This is a genomic window from Duganella sp. CT11-25, assembly GCF_047302815.1.
In the GTDB taxonomy this organism is placed as follows: domain Bacteria; phylum Pseudomonadota; class Gammaproteobacteria; order Burkholderiales; family Burkholderiaceae_D; genus Rugamonas.
On the sequence record NZ_JBKBFD010000001.1, the window covers coordinates 3,541,996 to 3,559,254 of the forward strand.

The window sequence follows — 17,259 nt, forward strand, 5'->3', positions numbered from 1 at the left end:
TTATTTCCCCTGGAATTGCGGTGCGCGTTTTTCCATGAAGGCGGCGACGCCTTCGCGATAGTCGTCGCTGCGACCCAGTTCGCTCATCATGCCGCATTCCAGCGTGAGCTGCTGCTGCAGCGTGTTGTGCGGGCTGGCGTACAGGGCTTGCTTGGTGAAGGCCAGGCCCTTGGTCGGGGCGCTGGCGAAGTGGCGCGCCATCGCCTGCGTTTCGGCGGCCAATTCTTCGTCGGGGACGGCCTTCCAGATCAGGCCCCAGGCTTCGGCCTTTTCGGCGCTGAGTTTATCGCCCAGCATGGCCAGGCCCATGGCGCGCGCGCTGCCGATCAATCGCGGCAGGAAGTAGGTGCCGCCGGTGTCGGGGATCAGGCCCAGTTTGCAGAATACCTCGACGAAGGAGGCGGATTTGGCGGCCAGTACGATGTCGCACGCCAGCGCGATGTTGGCGCCGGCGCCGGCGGCCACGCCGTTGACGGCGCAGATCACCGGCATCGGCAAGGCGCGCAGCGCCAGCACCAGCGGGGCGTAGTTCTTTTCGACCGAGTCGCCCAGGTCGACCGGGCGCGCGCCCGGTTCCACCGAGCGGTCCGACAGGTCCTGGCCGGCGCAGAAACCGCGCCCGGCGCCGGTCAGCACGAACACGCGCACGCTCTTGTCGGCGCCGACCTTGTGCAGCGCGTGGCGCACCTCCTCGTGCATCGCTTGCGTGAAGCTGTTGAGCTTGTCCGGGCGGTTCAGCGTCAGCGTGGCGACGCCGTCGGTGATGTCGAACAGGATGTTTTCGTAGTTCATGTTCATGGCGTCTCCGTGGTTTTATTCTGCTTGATCGAAGTCGATGACGACTTTGTCGGTGGTGGGGAAGCTTTGGCAACTGAGTACATAGCCGCGCGCGATTTCATAGTCTTCCAGCGCGTAGTTGACGTCCATGTCGACCTTGCCCTCGATGAGTTTGCAGCGGCAGGTCGAGCATACCCCGCCCTTGCACGAGTAGCGCATGTCGATGCCCGCCTTCAGGCCGGCGTCGAGCAGCGATTCCTTGTCCTGGTCCATGGTGAAGGTCGACGCGCTGCCGTCCATGATGACGGTGACTTCGGTCTCGTGGCGGCCCGCCGCCGGGTCGATGGCGCGCGGCTTGTGCTGGTGCTTGGGGATGCTGGCGGCGAACAGTTCGATCTTGATGTGCGCTTTCGGCATGCCGGCTTCCTGCAACGCTTCGGAGACGCCGTGCATCATGTCTTCCGGGCCGCAGATGAAGGCGACGTCGATGTCCTCGGCGCGCACCCAGTGTTGCAGGAATTGCGCGGCCTTGTCCTTGGTGATGCGGCCGTTGAACAGCTCGATGTCCTGCTGCTCGCGGCTCATGACGTAGGCCAGCTTGAGGCGCTCCATGTAGGTGTCTTTCAGGTCCGACAGCTCGTCCTTGAAGATCACCGACGACGAGGCGCGGTTGCCGTAGAAGAGCGTGAAGCGGCTGTGCGGCTCGGCCGCCAGCGTGGTCTTGATGATCGACAGGATGGGCGTGATGCCGCTGCCGGCCGCGAAGGCGAGGTAGTGCTTGCGGTTGGCGGCGTCCAGCGGGACGTTGAAGTGGCCCATCGGCGGCATGACGTCGAGCGTGACGCCGGCCTTGAGCGTGTCGTTGGCCCAGCTGGAGAACAGGCCGCCCTGCGTGCGCTTGATGGCGACGCGCAGCGCGCCGTCCTGCACGGCCGAGCAGATCGAGTACGAGCGGCGCACGTCTTCGTCGGCGATCTGCGCGCGCAGGGTCAGGTGCTGGCCTTGCAGGAACTGGAAGCTGTCGCGCAGCTCGGGCGGCACCGCGAAGGTGACGGCGATGGTGTCGCGCGTTTCGTTGCGCACTTGCGAGATGGTCAGCGGATGGAATTTGCTCATGATCTTTAGTGGCACTTGAAGTAATCGAAGGGCTCGCGGCAGTCCAGGCATTTGTACAGCGCCTTGCAGGGCGTTGAGCCGAACTGGCTGGTGATGTCGGTGTGCGTGGAGCCGCAGTTGGGGCAGGCGACGCTGAGGCGCGGTTGGGCGCGGCGCGAGATGGCGCTCAGCGCCGCATTGGCGCCGGCTCCGGCGCGCAGGCCGCTGATGTCGATCACCTGCTGCGCCGGCGGTGCGATGCCGTAGCCTTTCAGCTTGGCCTTGCCGTCCTCGCTCATCCAGTCGGTGGTCCAGGCGGGCGAGAGCTGGTTGTGCAGGCGGACCTCGGCCACGCCGTGCGCGCGCAGCGCGTCGGTGACGGCGTCGGCGATCACTTGCATCGCCGGGCAGCCCGAGTAGGTCGGCGTGATGGTGACGTCGCAGGCGCCGTCGGCGGCCAGCCGGACGTCGCGCACGATGCCCAGGTCGACGATGGAGATGACCGGGATCTCGGGGTCCGAGACCTCGGCCAGCCAGGCCCAGACCTGTGCGGCGCCGGCGATGTCGGTGTCGATGGCGGCTGTCATGGCTGGGCCGCGCTTACCAGGTCGCGCCGGGATAGGCGCGCTGCAGGAACTGCATCTCGGCCAGGATGTAGCCGAGATGCTCGCTGTGGCGGCCTTGCTTGCCGCCTTTCTGCATCCAGGCGTCCACCGGCGGCATGGCCAGCGTGGCTTCGGCGAAGATCTCGGCCACGTGGGCCAGCCATTGCGCGCGCAGTTCATCGGCCGGCGGCGCGATGCCCGCGGCGACCATGGCGTCGTCGATGGCGTCGTAGGCGAACACTTCGCCGCTGTACATCCACAGCTCGTCGGCGGCGGCCTGCGTCTTGGCGTGGCTGACGTCCGTGCCGTCGCCCAGGCGCACGATCAGGTCGCCGCTGCGGCGCAGGTGGTAGGTCACTTCCTTCAGCGATTTCTCGGCGATGGCGGCGATGCGCGCGTCGCTGCCGCGCGTCAGGCCTTCGATCAGGAAGTAGTGCCAGGTGTCGAAGTAGAACTGCCGCATCATGGTGTCGGCGTAGTTGCCGTTCGGCTGTTCCAGCAGCAGGCAGTTCTTGAAATCGTGGGCGTCGCGGTGGTAGGCCAGCTTGTCTTCGTCGCGGCCGGCGCCTTCCAACTCGGCGGCGTATTCGTACCACAGGCGGGTCTGGCCCAGCAGATCCAGCGCGACGTTGGTCAGCGCCATGTCCTCTTCCAGCGCCGGTCCCTTGCCGCACAGCTGCGACAGTTGCTGGCTCAGGATCAGGGCGTTGTCGCCGAGGCGCAGCAGGTAGTTGACTTTATCGTCCATGCTCCGCCTCACAGGTTCTTGACTTCTTCCGGCATCGGGAAGAAGGTCGGGTGGCGGTATACCTTGCTGTTGGACGGCTCGAACAGCGCGCCCTTGTCGCCCGGGCTGCTGGCGACGATGTCGGCGGCGCGCACCACCCAGATGCTGACGCCTTCATTGCGCCGCGTGTAGACGTCGCGCGCGTTGTTGACCGCCATCTCGGCGTCCGGCGCGTGCAGGCTGCCGACGTGCTTGTGCGCCAGGCCGTGCTGGCTACGGATGAATACTTCCCACAATGGCCATTCCTTGCTCATGCTTGTCTCCTCGTTTCTCTTCTCAGGCCGCGGCCTTGGCGGCGGCGTGTTTGTCGGCGTGCGCCACCAGCGCTTCGCGGAACCAGGCGCCGTCGTCCCAGGCCTTGACGCGGGTGCGCAGGCGCTCGCGGTTGCACGGGCCGTTGCCCTTCAGGACGTTGTGGAATTCGCTCCAGTCGATGGCGCCGAATTCGTAGTGGCCCGTTTCGGCGTTGAATTTCAGATCGGGGTCGGGCACGGTCAGGCCCAGGTACTCGGCCTGCGGCACGGTCTGGTCGACCATGCGCTGGCGCAGTTCGTCGTTGGAGAACAGCTTGATGCGCCATTGCGCCGATTGCGCGCTGTTGACCGATTCGGCGTCCGACGGGCCGAACATCATCAAGGACGGCCACCACCAGCGGTTCAGCGCGTCCTGCGCCATGGCCTTCTGCTCCGGCGTGCCCTTGGCCAGCGACATCATGATGTCGTAGCCCTGGCGCGCGTGGAACGATTCCTCCTTGCACACGCGGATCATGGCACGCGCATAGGGGCCGTAGGAGCAGCGGCACAGCGGGATCTGGTTGATGATGGCCGAGCCGTCCACCAGCCAGCCGATCGCGCCCATGTCGGCCCACGACAGCGTCGGGTAGTTGAAGATGCTGGAATACTTGGCCTTGCCCGAATGCAGGGCGGCCAGCAGCTCGTCGCGCGACACGCCCAGCGTCTCGGCGGCGCTGTACAGGTACAGACCGTGGCCGGCCTCGTCCTGGATCTTGGCCAGCAGGATGGATTTGCGTTTCAGCGTGGGCGCGCGCGTCACCCAGTTGCCCTCGGGCAGCTGGCCGACGATTTCCGAGTGCGCGTGCTGGGAAATCTGGCGTATCAGCGTCTTGCGGTAGGCGTCCGGCATCCAGTCCTTGGCCTCGATCTTGACGCCGTCGTCGATGCGGGCCTGGAAGGCGCGCTCGTCGGCGGCCATGTCGTCGGCCGTGCGGACGGTGCTCAGGCCGGTTTCGACCATTTGTGCGTACATAGCTGTCTCCTCGTCAGGTATGGCTACATACTACGATACGAATTTTGATTTGACTACGTTTTTTTTGAGTCACATTGATAAATGGTATCCTGTTGAAATAATTGCGGCGCCGGGGGCGAGGCAAAGTAAACTATTGTTTCCATGTACAGATTAAACCTCAGCCTATGAATTGCAACGATTGGATAGCCCGGTTCCTGGCGGAGGATCCGCCCCGCTCGAAGTCGCTGGTGGTGACCATCTTCGGCGACGCCATCGTGCCCCACGGCGGCACGGTGTGGCTGGGCAGCCTGATCGAGTTGCTGGCGCCGTTCGGCGTCAACGACCGCCTGCTGCGCACCTCGGTGTTCCGGCTGGCGCAGGAGGGCTGGCTGGGTTCGCAGCGCGACGGCCGCCGCAGTTCGTATGCGATCACGCCGGGCGCGATGGCGCGCTTCCGCCACGCCTACCGCCGCATCTATGCGCCGCTGGCGGTGCACTGGGACGGCCATTGGACCCTGGTGATCAACAGCGGCGCGGTCGACGCGGCCGAGCGCGGCGCGCTGCGCAAGGAGTTGCTGTGGGAGGGCTACAGCCTGATCGCGCCGGGCATCTTCGGCCATCCGGCGGCCGAGGCCGAGGCGCTGGAGGAGTTGCTGCAGCGCCAGGGCGTGCAGGGCAAGCTGCTGGTGCTGCATGCGCAGTCGGTGGCGCAGGTCGGCGGCCTGCCGCTGAACGAGCTGGTGGCCACCGGCTGGGACCTGAGCGGCGTGGCCGACGGCTACCGCCAGTTCATCGCCCGCTTCGAGCCGCTGCTGGCGGCGCTGCGGAGCGAGGCCGGGACATTGACGCCGCAACAGGCTTTCGTCATGCGCAGCCTGCTGATCCACGCCTACCGCCGGGTGCAGCTGCACGATCCGCAACTGCCGGTCGAGCTGCTGCCGCAGCCGTGGCCGGGCGCCCACGCCTACGAGCTGACGCGCGACATCTACCGGCTGCTGTTCGCCGCCGCCGAGCAGCACGTGCTGGCGACGCTGCGCCGCGAGGACGCCACCGCGCCCGAGGCCGACGCCGCGTTCTACGAGCGCTTCGGCGCGCTGCGCTAGCGCCGCTTGCCGCACGGCCGGGTTAAATCAAGCCGGCTCGCGCGCAAGCCTGTATCATGTCGGCTCTGCGCCACAAGCGCACCAACCATCCCTCTAGAATTCACCAGGATTCCGTCATGCCTATCAAAATCAGCCAGCAATTCGACGCCGGCGCCATCGAGGTCCTGCGCGCCGACGATCCGGCCGCCATCGACCTGAACATCCGCAAGGATTCCCACGCCGATATCACGCAGTGGTTTTATTTCCGTGTCCAGGGCGCGCAGGCGACGCCATTGGCGCTGCGCTTCCTGAACGCCGGCACCGCCGCCTATCCGGACGGCTGGAAAGACTACCAGGCCGTGGCCAGCTACGACCGCGACAACTGGTTCCGCGTGCCGACCCGCTATGACGGCTCGGTCATGACCATCGACCACACGCCCGAGTACGACAGCGTCTACTACGCCTACTTCGAGCCGTATTCGTGGGAACGCCACCTGTCGCTGCTGGACAACGCGCAACTGTCGCCGCTGGTCAAGCTGGTCGACCTGGGCAGCACCATCGACGGCCGCGACCTGAACATGCTGGTGATCGGCGATCCGCAAGCGGAGCAAAAGGTCTGGGTCATCGCACGCCAGCATCCGGGCGAGACGATGGCCGAGTGGTTCGTCGAGGGCATGGTCGAGGCGCTGCTGGACCCGGCCAACCCGTTCGGCCGCCAGTGCCTGAAGGAGGCCGTGTTCTACGTGGTGCCGAACATGAACCCGGACGGCTCGGTGCGCGGCAACCTGCGCACCAACGCGGCCGGCGCCAACCTGAACCGCGAGTGGCTGAACCCGACCATGGAGCGCAGCCCGGAAGTGTTCCTGGTCAAGCACAAGATGCTGGAAATCGGCTGCGACCTGTGCCTGGACATCCACGGCGACGAGGGCTTGCCTTACGTGTTCGTGGCGGGCAGCGAGTCGCTGCCGACCTTCACCCCGGACCAGGAAGAGGCGCAGCAGTATTTCATCGATAATTTCCTGATCGCCAGCCCGGACTTCCAGGACGAGTACGGCTACGGCGAGACGCCGTACACCGACGAGACCTTGACCATGGGTTCGCCGCACATCACCCATGCGTTCGGCTGCCTGTCGCTGACCCTGGAGATGCCGTTCAAGGACAACGCCAACGATCCGGACCCGGAGACCGGCTGGAACGGCGCCCGCAGCGCCGAGCTGGGCAAGTCGGTGCTGCAGCCGGTGCTGCAGTCGCTGCTGGCGCAGCAGTAATCAGCTGAGCCTGTTCCCTGCGGCGCGACAATATCGCCGCCGCAGGGAAAAATACACTGGACCTCATACGGCGCATCCACGCGCCGCTTCGGGAGGTTCGGTATGCATACCCTGTGTTTGACGCGCCGCCGCGCGGTTCTGTTATTTGCCTTGCTGCTGGCAGCTTGCGGCACGCCCTATCATCCGCCGCAACTGCTCGACGCGAACACCGCCTATCCCGGCCTGATCGATCTGGCGGCACAGGCCGGCACTGCGGACGTGCTGCTGGTGCACGGCATCTGTACGCATGACGCCACCTGGGCCGGGCTGGTCGTGTCGCAGCTGATGCGCGCGCTCACGGCGGCGACGTCGTCGGCCCCTGCCCGCGTTGACGGCGGCGCGCAGATTCACATCGTGCCCTCAACGGTCGAGACGCCGGCCGGGCGGCTGCGCTTCAATGCGCTGATCTGGTCGCCGCTGACCAGTGGCCTCAAGCGCCAGCTGTGCTATGACCAAAGCAGTAAATCGTCGCTGTGCGCCGGCGAGCCGGCCTACCCTTACGCGCGGGCGCGGCTCAACGCGCGCTTCAAGGATGGGCTGATCGATGATTGCCTGCCCGATGCGCTGATCTACCAGGGCGTGGCCCGCGACGATATCCAGCGCCGCATGCGCGACGCCATCCTGCAGGTGATGGCGGCCGGCGACGCGGCGCCGCTGGTGGTGATTTCGCATAGCATGGGCAGCAAGATCTTGTTCGATACGCTGCTGCGCATGAGCGAGGAGACGCCCGGCTCGCGCGCGGCGCTGGTGGCGATGCAGGCGGTGGACCGCATGCGCTTCCTGGTGATGGCGGCGAACCAGATTCCCTTGCTGTCGCTGGCGGACCAGCAGATTGCGGCGGCGATGGGGCTGGCACCGTCCGTGCCCGATAGCTTGCAGCTGCTGTTGCAAAAGCGGCTTGCGGCGATAGGGCGCGCGGCCGACGACCAGCATCTGACGCTGGTGGCGTTTACCGATCCGAATGATTTGTTGTCGTATACGCTGCCGCCGCAGAAATATGCGCGCGAGGGGATCACGGTCTTTAACATCCTGGTCTCGAATGCGCCCACCTACCTCGGCCTGCTGGAGCGGCCCGACCACGCCCACCTCGATTACCTGACCAACCCGGATGTCGGCCGCCTGATCGCCTGCGGCCAGCCGACAAGCAACCTCTGCAAGCGAGAGTAGCCCGATGGGGTGAAGGTATACGGCCAACGCCTGATTTTGCCTGAATTTGCCTGACGAATGCCTGATTTTTTGGACGCAAACAGGGAACTCCCCTCTGGCGATCGCGATCTAACTGGTACAAATGCAGGCATTCCGCAGGCAGTTTCAGGCAAATTCAGGCAATCGCCATGGACACCACGCCCCACATATATACCGAACTACTTTTCCAGATGCGCAAACGCCAAGACCTGCGCACACCGGAAGAAGTTGCGCTGATTGCGCTGAAAGAATGGATGGCCCGCAACTACGGCCAACCCACTGACCGCGGCTATCAATGGAAAGACCTGTTTTTGCCGAATGGCACCCGTCTGCGCATTCGCCGCGCCGGCCTGTGCTATTTCGCTCAGGTGGAGGGCGATCTGTTAATGGCAGAAGGAAAAATCGTCACGCCGAACACATGGGTCGCGGAAGTATGCGGCAGCGTGCGCAACGCCTGGCGCGACGTCTGGATCCGCCGCAACTACACCGAGCTCTGGACGCAGGCCGGCGCCTGGCGCGCCGCCGAAGCGGCCAATCTCAAGCGTCCCGGCATCGACCGCCGCCGCCATGGCCGCCGCAGCACCGACTGAAGACGACCAACCGAAGAGCAGCCTCAGCCGCCCGCCACCACCATGTTCTCGATCAGGATCGAGCCGGTTTCCTTGGTGCCGCGCACCAGCACGTCCGCGCCGACGGCGACGATCTGCGCCAGCATGTCCTTCATATTGCCGGCGATGGTGATTTCCTCGACCGGATACTGGATCACGCCATGCTCGACCCAGTAGCCCGACGCCCCGCGCGAATAATCGCCGGTCACATAGTTGGTGCCCTGGCCCATCAGCTCGGTCACCAGCAGGCCGGTGCCCATCTTGCGCAGCATGGCGGCGAAATCGTCGCCCTTCCCGGTCAGCGACGACGTCAGCGACAGGTTGTGCGAGCCGCCGGCGTTGCCGGTGGTCTGCATGCCCAGCTTGCGCGCCGAATAGGTCGACAGGAAATAGCCCTGCACCACGCCATCCTTGACCACGTCGCGCTTGACGGTGCGCACGCCTTCTTCGTCGAACGGCGCCGAGCCCACCGCGCCGATCACATGCGGGTCTTCCTTGATCTGGATATGCTTGGGCAGCACCTGCTTGCCCAGCGAGTCGAGCAAAAAGGTCGATTTGCGGTACAGCGCCCCGCCCGACGTCGCCTGCACGAAGGCGCCCAGCAGCCCGGCCGCCAGCGGCGCCTCGAACAGCACCGGGCAGTTGCGTGTGTCGATGGTGCGCGCGTTCAGGCGCGCCAGCGCGCGCTCGGCCGCGTAGCGCCCGACCGCCTCCGGCGACGCCATCTTGCCGGCGTCGCGCACCGAGGTGTACCAGTCGTCGCGCTGCATCCTGGCGCCCTTGCCGGCGATCATCGCCACCGACAGCGTATGGCGCGAATACGGGTAGCCGCCGATGAAGCCGCGCGAATTGGCCGCCACGAAATGCGACTGCTGCACGTGCACGCCGGCGCCCTCGGAGTTGGTCACGCGCGGGTCGACCGCGAAACCGGCCGCCTCGGCGCGCTGCGCCAGCGCCACCGCCTCGGCGGTCGAGATGGTCCACGGATAGAACAGTTTCAAATCGCGCGGCGCCATTTCCAGCTGGTCGGCGTCGGCCAGGCCGGCGCAATCGTCGTCGGCCGTGAAGCGGGCGATGTTATAGGCCGCCTCCACCGTCGCCTTCAGCGCCGCCGGCGAAAAGTCCGAGGTGCTGGCGTTGCCGCGGCGCTGGCCGATGAACACCGTCACCCCCATGCCCTTGTCCTTGTTTTGCTCGATGGTCTCGATCCGGCTCTTGCGCACCGACACCGACAGCCCGCTGCCCTCGCTGAATTCGACGGCGCAATCGCTGCCACCCTGGGCCTTGGCATACCCCAGCACATCGCGCGCAAGCTGCTGCAACTGGTCCTGGGTGTGGGTAAAATGGGTATCGCTCATGGGCTGTTTTCTTCGGGTGACTGCTAAAACAGTTATCATAGCAGTCGTTTACAGTTTATAGGGGCAGCCACACGCCCCACCGAAAGTTAATATTATGGTAAATCCAAATCGCGGCGCGGTCGGCTTCAGCTCCACCGAATTCGAGCAAGAGTACGAGCGCCCCTCCAAATCCGAGCTCAAACGCCAGTCCGACGCCCTGCAGAAAATGGGCGAAACGCTGGTCGAGGCGCCGCGCGACCGCGTCAAGCGCGTGGCGATGCCGGAGGACGTGCTCGACGCCATCCTGGCCTGCCAGCAGATCACCAACCACGAGGGCCGCCGCCGCCAGATGCAGTTCGTCGGCAAGAAGATGCGCACGCTGGACGAGGCCGAGGTGGCCGAGATCCAGAAAGCCATCGACAGCTGGAAGGGCGCCTCCAAGTCCGAGACCGCCGCCATGCACGCGATGGAGCGCCGCCGCGACAAGCTGCTGACCGACGACAAGGCGCTCACCGTGCTGCTGGAGGAAAACCCGGAACTGGACGTGCAGCACCTGCGCACGCTGATCCGCAACGCCCGCAAGGAGCAGGCCGAGAACAAGCCGCCGAAGGCCTACCGCGAGATCTTCCAGATCATCAAGCAGGTCGAGGCCAAGAAGCACAAGGCCGCCGCCGATGACGAAGCCGGCGACAGCGAGTCCGATGACGAGTAACGGCGACACCCTGGTCATCGGCCTGGTCTCGATCTCCGACCGCGCCAGCGGCGGCGTCTACCAGGACCAGGGCATCCCCGCGCTGGAAGCCTGGCTGGCGCGGGCGCTGACCACGCCCTACCGCGTCGAGACCCGGCTGATCGCCGACGAACGCCCGCGGATCGAAGCCACGCTGACCGAACTGGCCGACACCGTCCGCTGCCACCTGGTGTTGACCACCGGCGGCACCGGCCCGTCGCGCCGCGACGTCACGCCGGAAGCCACGCGCGCCGTCGGCACCAAGGAAATGCCGGGCTTCGGCGAGCAGATGCGCCAGATCAGCCTGCACTTCGTGCCGACCGCGATCCTGTCGCGCCAGACCGCCGTGATCCGCGAAAGCGCCGACCACGCCGCGCTGATCCTGAACCTGCCGGGCCAGCCGAAGGCCATCGCCGAAACCCTGGGCGGCCTGAAGGACGCCGGCGGCGCCGCGCTGGTGGGCGGCATCTTCGCCGCCGTCCCCTATTGCATCGACCTGATCGGCGGTCCCTACATGGAAACCGACCCGGCGGTCTGTCCAGCCTTCCGCCCCAAATCCGCCATCCGCCCATCCTGAGGACGCCCATGAGCACCCTGCTGCACACCATCGAAAAAGAAACCGGCGCCAACCCGAGCGTGGCCATCATCTGGATGCACGGCCTGGGCGCCGACGCCAACGACTTCGTGCCCATGCTGCACGAGCTGGACCTGGCCGGCCTGCCGCCGATCCGCTTCATCTTCCCCAACGCCGACACCATGCCGGTGACCATCAACAACGGCTACGTGATGCGCGCCTGGTACGACATCGTCGCCACCGACCTTGGCCGGCAGGAGGACGAAGCCGGCCTGCGCGCCTCGCAGCGCAAGGTCGAGGCGCTGATCGAACGTGAAAAGGCGCGCGGCATCCCGGCCGGCCGCATCATCCTGGCCGGCTTCTCGCAGGGCTGCGCGATGACCCTGCAGACCGGCCTGCGCCAGCAGGAACGGCTGGCCGGCCTGATGTGCCTGTCGGGCTACGTGCCGATCGCCGACCAGGCCGCGCTGGAGTGTACGCCGGAAAGCAAGGCCACGCCGATCTTCATGGTGCATGGCCGCATGGACCCGGTGATCCCGATCGCCCGCGCCACGCGCTCGCGCGACCTGCTGCAGCAATGGGGCTACAGCGTCGAATGGCACGACTACCCGATGCAGCACTCGCTGTGCCAGGAAGAAGTCGACCACATCAGCGCCTGGCTCAAGCGGGTCCTCTAAACTCCGGGGTCAGGTCCAAAACGCGGACACGGGCTCAACTGCTAGCGGAAGAGCTCGTGTCCGCGTTTTGGACCTGACCCCGGATTATGGCAGCGGCGCGGCCGGCGAGGCCGGCACCGCCGTCTGCGCCGCGTTCATCACCATCGCCAAAAACGTGTAGTAGCCGTTGATGCCCATCAGGTCGACCACCCCGTGCTCGCCGAAGGCGGCCAGCGCCGCCGCGTAGGTGGCGTCGTCCACCCGCTGCCGCGCGTGCAGCTGCACGCAGAATGCGTACACCAGCGCCTCGTCCGCCAACAGCCCCTCGGGCCGGCGGCGCGCCGCGATCGCCGCGATCACGCCGTCGGCGATGCCGTGGTCGCGCGCGATCGGCTCGTGGATCGCCCACTCCACCGGCTGGCTCCAGTGCCGCGCCGTCACCAGGATCGCCAGCTCCGTCAGGCGCGTGCCGATCGCGCTGCGGTAGCGCAGGTACTCGCCCATGCGCTGCGCCGCCGCCATCAGCTCCGGGCTGCGGATCAGCGGCACGAAGGGCCCGTACAGCGCCCCGCGCGGGCCGTCGATCACGGCCTGCGCCGCCACCTGCTGGCTGGCGCTCATTTCAGCAAAAGGGATGGGGCCAAGTCTGTCGCTCATAGCGTAAATCCTTCCGGTTATTCAGCCATGTTCCGGCATAAATCAAAAGAACACAAGCCGATCGCGGCTATCTTCTGCTGTCGGTCACCCTCACCAGAAAGGACGCCATGAGCCACATCATCCACCGCAACCTGCGCCGGCCGCCGCCGGTGGCGGTCAGCGCCTCGGGCCTGGTCGTGCGCGACAGCCGCGGCAACAGCTACCTGGACGCCAGCGGCGGCGCCGCCGTCTCCTCGCTGGGCCACGCCCATCCCGACGTGCTGGCCGCCATGCACGCCCAGATCGACCGCAACGCCTACGCCCACACCGCCTTCTTCACCTGCGAGGCGGCCGAGGAACTGGCGGCCCGCCTGGCCAGCGACGCCCCCGGCGACCTCGATCACGTCTACCTGGTCTCCGGCGGCTCGGAGGCGATGGAGACCGCGCTGAAACTGGCGCGCCAGTACTTCGTCGAAGGCGAGCAGGCGCAGCGCGGCGTCTTCATCGCGCGCCGCCAGAGCTACCACGGCAACACGCTGGGCGCGCTGGCCGTCGGCGGCAACGAATGGCGCCGCCGCCCGTTCGAACCGCTGCTGATGGACGTGCCGCGCGTCTCCCCCTGCTACGAATACCGCGACCGCCGCCCCGATCAAAGCCTCGAGGACTACACCGCCGCGCTGCTGCGCGAACTGGAGGAATGCATGCTCGCCACCGGCCCGCAGCGGGTGATCGCCTTCGTCGCCGAAACCGTGGTCGGCGCCACCGGCGGCGCGGTGCCGCCCACGCCCGGCTACTTCCGCGGCGTGCGCCGGCTGTGCGACAAGTACGACATCCTCCTGATCGCCGACGAAGTCATGTGCGGCATGGGCCGCACCGGCACGCTGTACGCGTTCGAGCAGGAAAACGTGCTGCCCGACCTGGTGGTGCTGGGCAAAGGGCTGGGCGCCGGCTACCAGCCGATCGGCGCGGTGCTGGCGCGCGAGTACATCGTCAAGCGCCTGCGCGACGGCAGCGGCGCCTTCCAGCACGGCCACACCTACATGGGCCACCCGGTGGCCGCCGCCGCCGCGCTGGCGGTGCAACGCGTCATACAAAGGGATTGCCTGCTGGGCGCGGTCACGGTGCGCGGCGCCGCCTTCCGCCGCATGCTGCGCGAAGCCTTCGGCGCGCACCCGCACGTGGGCGACATCCGCGGCCGCGGCATGCTGCTGGGATTGGAGCTGGTGCTGGACCGGGGCAGCAAGGCCCCGTTCGACCCGGCGCTGAAGCTGCACGCCGTGGTCAAGGAACAGGCGATGGCGCGCGGCCTGATGATCTACCCGATGGGCGGCACCATCGACGGCCGCCAAGGCGACCATATCCTGCTGGCGCCGCCGTTCATCGCCACCGAGGCCGAGCTGGCGGAGATCACCGGCCGCCTGGCCGAGGCGCTGGCGAGCGCGCTGGCCACGGCGAGGTGAGCGCGCCTACCGCTTCGCGCTCCAGGCGACCACGTCCTGCTGCTGCTCGCCCAGGCCGGCGATTCCCAGGCGCAGCGTGTCGCCCTTTTTGAGGAAGCGCTGCGGCTTGCGCGCCTGGCCCACGCCCGGCGGTGTGCCGGTGGCGATCACGTCGCCCGGCTCCAGGGTCATGAACCTCGACAGGTAGCTGATGATCTGCGCCACCGTGAAGATCATGGTCCCGGTGCTGCCGGTCTGCATGCGCTTGCCGTTCAGGTCCAGGTACAGGTCCAGCTTCTGCACGTCGTAGATGTCTTCCGGCGTCACCAGCCACGGGCCGACCGGGCCGAAGGTATCGCAGCCCTTGCCCTTGTCCCACTGGGTGCCGCGCTCCAGCTGGAACGAGCGCTCCGACAGGTCGTTGACCACGCAGTAGCCGGCCACGTATTTCAGCGCATCCTCCTCGCTGACATACTGCGCGCGCGCGCCGATCACCACGCCCAGCTCCACTTCCCAGTCGGTCTTCTTCGAGCCCTGCGGGATCATGACCGGATCGTCCGGGCCGGACAGGCAGGTGATGGCCTTCATGAACACCACCGGCTCCTTCGGCGCCGGCATGCCGATTTCGGCCGCGTGGTCCGAATAATTCAGGCCGATGCCGATGAATTTGCCGACCCGCGCCAGCGGCACGCCGTAGCGCGGATTGCCGCGCACCAGCGGCAGCGAGGCTTGCGGGATCTTCTCCAGCTTGCGCAGCGCCTTGGGCGCCAGCTGCGCCGCGTCGATGTCGGCGATCACGCCGGACAGGTCGCGCAACTTGCCTTCGTCATCGATCAAGCCTGGTTTTTCTTTGCCGGGACGGCCGTAGCGCACGAGTCTCATGGGGTTCCTTGGTTAAAAATAGTCGCCGCCATTTTAACCCTTAACCCCTTAACCGTAGCGTCCCTGCCGCAGCCATTTGTTGGCGATGATCTTGGTGCCGCTGACCACCGGCGCGCCGCCGTGCAGCGTTTGCTGGTCCGGCTGGTGGTTGCCGTCGGTGTTGAGGAACCACAGCGCGTTGCCTTTTTTCGGGAACACCTCCAGCCCCAGCGCCGGGAACACCGTGCCGCCGCCCTGCTCCACATCGCACAGGTACAGGATGAACGTCGCCAGCCGCTGGCCGCCGCGCGCCAGGTGGCTGCGATGGCCGGCGCTGTCCGGGTCGAGCCAGTCGAAATGCGGCCGGTACTCCTGGGTCTTGCCGTACTTCTGCAGCTGGAACGGCTCGCTGCACTCGGGCGACCAGTGCGCCAGCGCCGCCAGCCGGCGGTCGATGCGCTCGGCCACCTCGGCCTCGCCGCGCTGGATGAAGGCCATCTCGCTGGTGCGGCCCTCGTGCACCACGCTGGCGCCGTCCGCCTCGGCGGTCACGGTCGAACGGGTATAGCGGGTGCCGCAATGTTCGACGATGGCGTCGCACTCCTCGGCGCTGAGCACATTCCCCAGCAGGATCACCTGCGGCTTCTTCAGCACGAACAGCACCTCGACCTCGCGGTCCGGCACCGAGATGATATTGCGGCTGACATCGATGAAGGGCATCTCGCGCGGCGCCTGGAACGCGCTGGCTTCCCGCGGCGCCGGCGCGCCTGCCTCGCCGGCCTGGATGCGTAGCGCCTCGTCGATGGCGGCGCGCGCCACGGCCATGCTGTGCTGGCCCGAACGCGCCATGCTGTTGGCCATATCCAGCGGGCTGCAGGCGCGCGCCAGGTTTTCCATGATCCAGTCCTGCCAGGTCTGCGGCAGGGAAGCAAAAACGTTGTGAGTTTGAGTCATCGCGTCGTTAGGGGCGGGTCGGATGGGAGATCCATTCTACCGGATTGCGCGGCCCGTCTCCAGCGCCGGCGCAGGAACCAGATCAATCCCGGCAACTGCAGCAACACCAGCGCGCCGAACGCCGCCTGGTAGGCCAGCGCCGGATAATGCTGCAGGGGATTGGGCCGCCAGCAGCCCACCACCATCCCGAAGCCCGCCTGCACCGCGAACGCGCCCAGGAAGATCAGCAAGTTCAGGCAGGTCGCCGCGCGCCCGGTCAGGGCGCCGGGCAGGCTCTGGGCGATGATCGCGTACTCGATGCCGGTCACCGTGCCGACCAGCGTGAACAGCACCGACAGCAGCTGGTAGCTCGGCGCCCAGCTCAGCACAAAGCCCAGCTGCACCGCGATGAACAGCGCCACCCCGGCCGCCGCCACGCTGACCGGCCGCACGCCGTGGCGCCCGGCCCATTCGGTGATCATGCCGACCGCGATGGCGCCGAAGATGATGGCCGCCATCCCCAGGTACAGCAGGTAGGCCACCGCCTCCTCGTTGAAGCGCGCGACGTCGGTCAGCCAGCGGCCGATCCACAGGCCCTGCACGCCGAAGAACACGGTATGCGGCACCAGCACCAGCGCCGCCGCCTCGCGGAAGGCAGGATGGCGGTACACCTCGGCCATCGCCGCCAGCATCGCCGTGCGCCGCACCGGCGCCGGCTGCGCGGGCGCCAGCAGGCGTATCAGCAGGCCGGCCGCCGCCGCCGCCGCCGCCAGCCACAGGAACAGGCCGCGCCAGTCGGTGTAGTGCAACGCCAGCCGCACCGGCAAGGTGGCCGACGCCGCGCCCAGGCCGCCCACGGCGATCAGGTAGCCCTGCACCGACGGCAGGCGCGCCGGCGCGATCCAGGTGGAGATGGCCTTGACCGCCGACATGAAGCAGCCGCCCAGCCCCAGGCCGATGACGGCGCGCGCCACCAGCAGCTGGGTGAAATCCTGGCCACCGGCAAACGCCAGCGCGCCGACGCCGGCCAGCAGCAGCATCGGCGGCTGCACCCTGGCCGGCCCCCAGCGGTCCAGCGCCATGCCGACCGGCAGCTGGGCCAGTGCGAACGAGAAGAAAAAGGCGCTGGTCAGCAGGCCCAGTTGGCCGGGCGTCAGCTGCAGCGACGCCACCAGTTGCGGCGCCAGCGTCGCGTTCACCGTGCGCATCAGCGCCGACAGGTAGTGGCCCAGCGCGAACGGCAGGAACACCAGCACGAACACCGCGCCGCCGGACAGGCGCGGCGCCGGCACGACCGGGATCGCGGCTGCGCGCGCGGCCGTCGCCGCGCCTGGCGCGACGGGCGGAGGCGGCCCGGCCGCTGGCGGCGCCTGGTCCTGCCGCTCGCGCGGGCGCATCGCCG

19 protein-coding genes are annotated in these 17,259 nt (G+C 67.2%); 8 read left to right on the forward strand and 11 right to left on the reverse strand.

Annotated features, from left to right (window positions below):
• The 6 genes from paaG to paaA are packed head-to-tail and all read right to left on the reverse strand — an operon-like array spanning position 1 to position 4,530.
• Positions 1-792 (reverse strand): 2-(1,2-epoxy-1,2-dihydrophenyl)acetyl-CoA isomerase PaaG, encoded by a 792-nt coding sequence (gene paaG, locus ACEN9F_RS15260; protein ID WP_413427078.1) that lies wholly within the window; start codon positions 790-792, stop codon positions 1-3.
• Between the two features lie 21 nt (positions 793-813).
• A complete protein-coding gene (paaE, locus tag ACEN9F_RS15265; protein WP_413420908.1) occupies positions 814-1,893 on the reverse strand; it encodes a 1,2-phenylacetyl-CoA epoxidase subunit PaaE in 1,080 nt (359 codons plus the stop codon).
• A 5-nt stretch (positions 1,894-1,898) separates the two neighbouring features.
• A complete protein-coding gene (gene paaD / locus ACEN9F_RS15270; protein WP_413420910.1) occupies positions 1,899-2,459 on the reverse strand; it encodes a 1,2-phenylacetyl-CoA epoxidase subunit PaaD in 561 nt (186 codons plus the stop codon).
• Positions 2,460-2,472: 13 nt separating this feature from the next.
• Positions 2,473-3,225, reverse strand: coding sequence for a 1,2-phenylacetyl-CoA epoxidase subunit PaaC (paaC, locus tag ACEN9F_RS15275; RefSeq protein ID WP_413420912.1), 753 nt, complete (start codon positions 3,223-3,225; stop codon positions 2,473-2,475).
• A gap of 8 nt (positions 3,226-3,233) precedes the next feature.
• Positions 3,234-3,518 carry a 1,2-phenylacetyl-CoA epoxidase subunit PaaB gene (gene paaB, locus ACEN9F_RS15280; RefSeq protein ID WP_020701068.1) on the reverse strand — a complete coding sequence of 95 codons (285 nt, stop codon included), beginning with the start codon at positions 3,516-3,518 and terminating at the stop codon, positions 3,234-3,236.
• A gap of 22 nt (positions 3,519-3,540) precedes the next feature.
• A complete protein-coding gene (paaA, locus tag ACEN9F_RS15285; RefSeq protein WP_413420915.1) occupies positions 3,541-4,530 on the reverse strand; it encodes a 1,2-phenylacetyl-CoA epoxidase subunit PaaA in 990 nt (329 codons plus the stop codon).
• A 164-nt stretch (positions 4,531-4,694) separates the two neighbouring features.
• Here paaA and paaX point away from each other — a divergent pair, with 164 nt between their 5' ends.
• From paaX to ACEN9F_RS15305, 4 genes are all read left to right on the forward strand, one after another.
• A complete protein-coding gene (paaX, locus tag ACEN9F_RS15290; protein WP_413420917.1) occupies positions 4,695-5,612 on the forward strand; it encodes a phenylacetic acid degradation operon negative regulatory protein PaaX in 918 nt (305 codons plus the stop codon).
• A 116-nt stretch (positions 5,613-5,728) separates the two neighbouring features.
• Positions 5,729-6,859: a M14-type cytosolic carboxypeptidase gene (locus tag ACEN9F_RS15295; protein WP_413420919.1), complete on the forward strand. Its 1,131-nt coding sequence runs from the start codon at positions 5,729-5,731 to the stop codon at positions 6,857-6,859.
• Positions 6,860-6,961: 102 nt separating this feature from the next.
• Positions 6,962-8,065, forward strand: coding sequence for a hypothetical protein (locus ACEN9F_RS15300; protein ID WP_413420920.1), 1,104 nt, complete (start codon positions 6,962-6,964; stop codon positions 8,063-8,065).
• A 167-nt stretch (positions 8,066-8,232) separates the two neighbouring features.
• A complete protein-coding gene (locus ACEN9F_RS15305; RefSeq protein ID WP_413420922.1) occupies positions 8,233-8,673 on the forward strand; it encodes a hypothetical protein in 441 nt (146 codons plus the stop codon).
• Between the two features lie 23 nt (positions 8,674-8,696).
• Here ACEN9F_RS15305 and pmbA read toward each other — a convergent pair whose 3' ends face one another.
• A complete protein-coding gene (gene pmbA / locus ACEN9F_RS15310; RefSeq protein ID WP_413420924.1) occupies positions 8,697-10,049 on the reverse strand; it encodes a metalloprotease PmbA in 1,353 nt (450 codons plus the stop codon).
• Positions 10,050-10,143: 94 nt separating this feature from the next.
• Here pmbA and yjgA point away from each other — a divergent pair, with 94 nt between their 5' ends.
• From yjgA to ACEN9F_RS15325, 3 genes are read left to right on the forward strand one after another with little or no spacing between them, the layout of a single operon-like run.
• Positions 10,144-10,740, forward strand: coding sequence for a ribosome biogenesis factor YjgA (yjgA, locus tag ACEN9F_RS15315; RefSeq protein WP_413420926.1), 597 nt, complete (start codon positions 10,144-10,146; stop codon positions 10,738-10,740).
• Positions 10,730-11,335 (forward strand): molybdopterin adenylyltransferase, encoded by a 606-nt coding sequence (gene mog, locus ACEN9F_RS15320; protein WP_413420928.1) that lies wholly within the window; start codon positions 10,730-10,732, stop codon positions 11,333-11,335. The genes yjgA and mog overlap by 11 nt, the downstream gene beginning before the upstream one ends.
• Before the next feature lie 8 nt (positions 11,336-11,343).
• Entirely contained in the window at positions 11,344-12,009 is a 666-nt protein-coding gene (locus ACEN9F_RS15325) for an alpha/beta hydrolase (protein ID WP_413420930.1), read from the forward strand.
• An 84-nt stretch (positions 12,010-12,093) separates the two neighbouring features.
• Here ACEN9F_RS15325 and ACEN9F_RS15330 read toward each other — a convergent pair whose 3' ends face one another.
• Positions 12,094-12,645: a carboxymuconolactone decarboxylase family protein gene (locus ACEN9F_RS15330; protein ID WP_413420932.1), complete on the reverse strand. Its 552-nt coding sequence runs from the start codon at positions 12,643-12,645 to the stop codon at positions 12,094-12,096.
• 107 nt (positions 12,646-12,752) lie between these two features.
• Here ACEN9F_RS15330 and ACEN9F_RS15335 point away from each other — a divergent pair, with 107 nt between their 5' ends.
• Positions 12,753-14,084 (forward strand): aspartate aminotransferase family protein, encoded by a 1,332-nt coding sequence (locus ACEN9F_RS15335; RefSeq protein ID WP_413420934.1) that lies wholly within the window; start codon positions 12,753-12,755, stop codon positions 14,082-14,084.
• A 6-nt stretch (positions 14,085-14,090) separates the two neighbouring features.
• On the opposite strand, the gene ACEN9F_RS15340 is transcribed toward ACEN9F_RS15335, so the two are convergent.
• The 3 genes from ACEN9F_RS15340 to ACEN9F_RS15350 are packed head-to-tail and all read right to left on the reverse strand — an operon-like array spanning position 14,091 to position 17,254.
• Positions 14,091-14,945, reverse strand: coding sequence for a fumarylacetoacetate hydrolase family protein (locus ACEN9F_RS15340; RefSeq protein WP_413420936.1), 855 nt, complete (start codon positions 14,943-14,945; stop codon positions 14,091-14,093).
• 48 nt (positions 14,946-14,993) lie between these two features.
• Positions 14,994-15,878 carry a 2OG-Fe(II) oxygenase gene (locus ACEN9F_RS15345; protein ID WP_413420938.1) on the reverse strand — a complete coding sequence of 295 codons (885 nt, stop codon included), beginning with the start codon at positions 15,876-15,878 and terminating at the stop codon, positions 14,994-14,996.
• Positions 15,875-17,254, reverse strand: coding sequence for an MFS transporter (locus tag ACEN9F_RS15350; protein ID WP_413420940.1), 1,380 nt, complete (start codon positions 17,252-17,254; stop codon positions 15,875-15,877). The genes ACEN9F_RS15345 and ACEN9F_RS15350 overlap by 4 nt, the downstream gene beginning before the upstream one ends.
• Between the last annotated feature and the right edge of the window lie 5 nt (positions 17,255-17,259).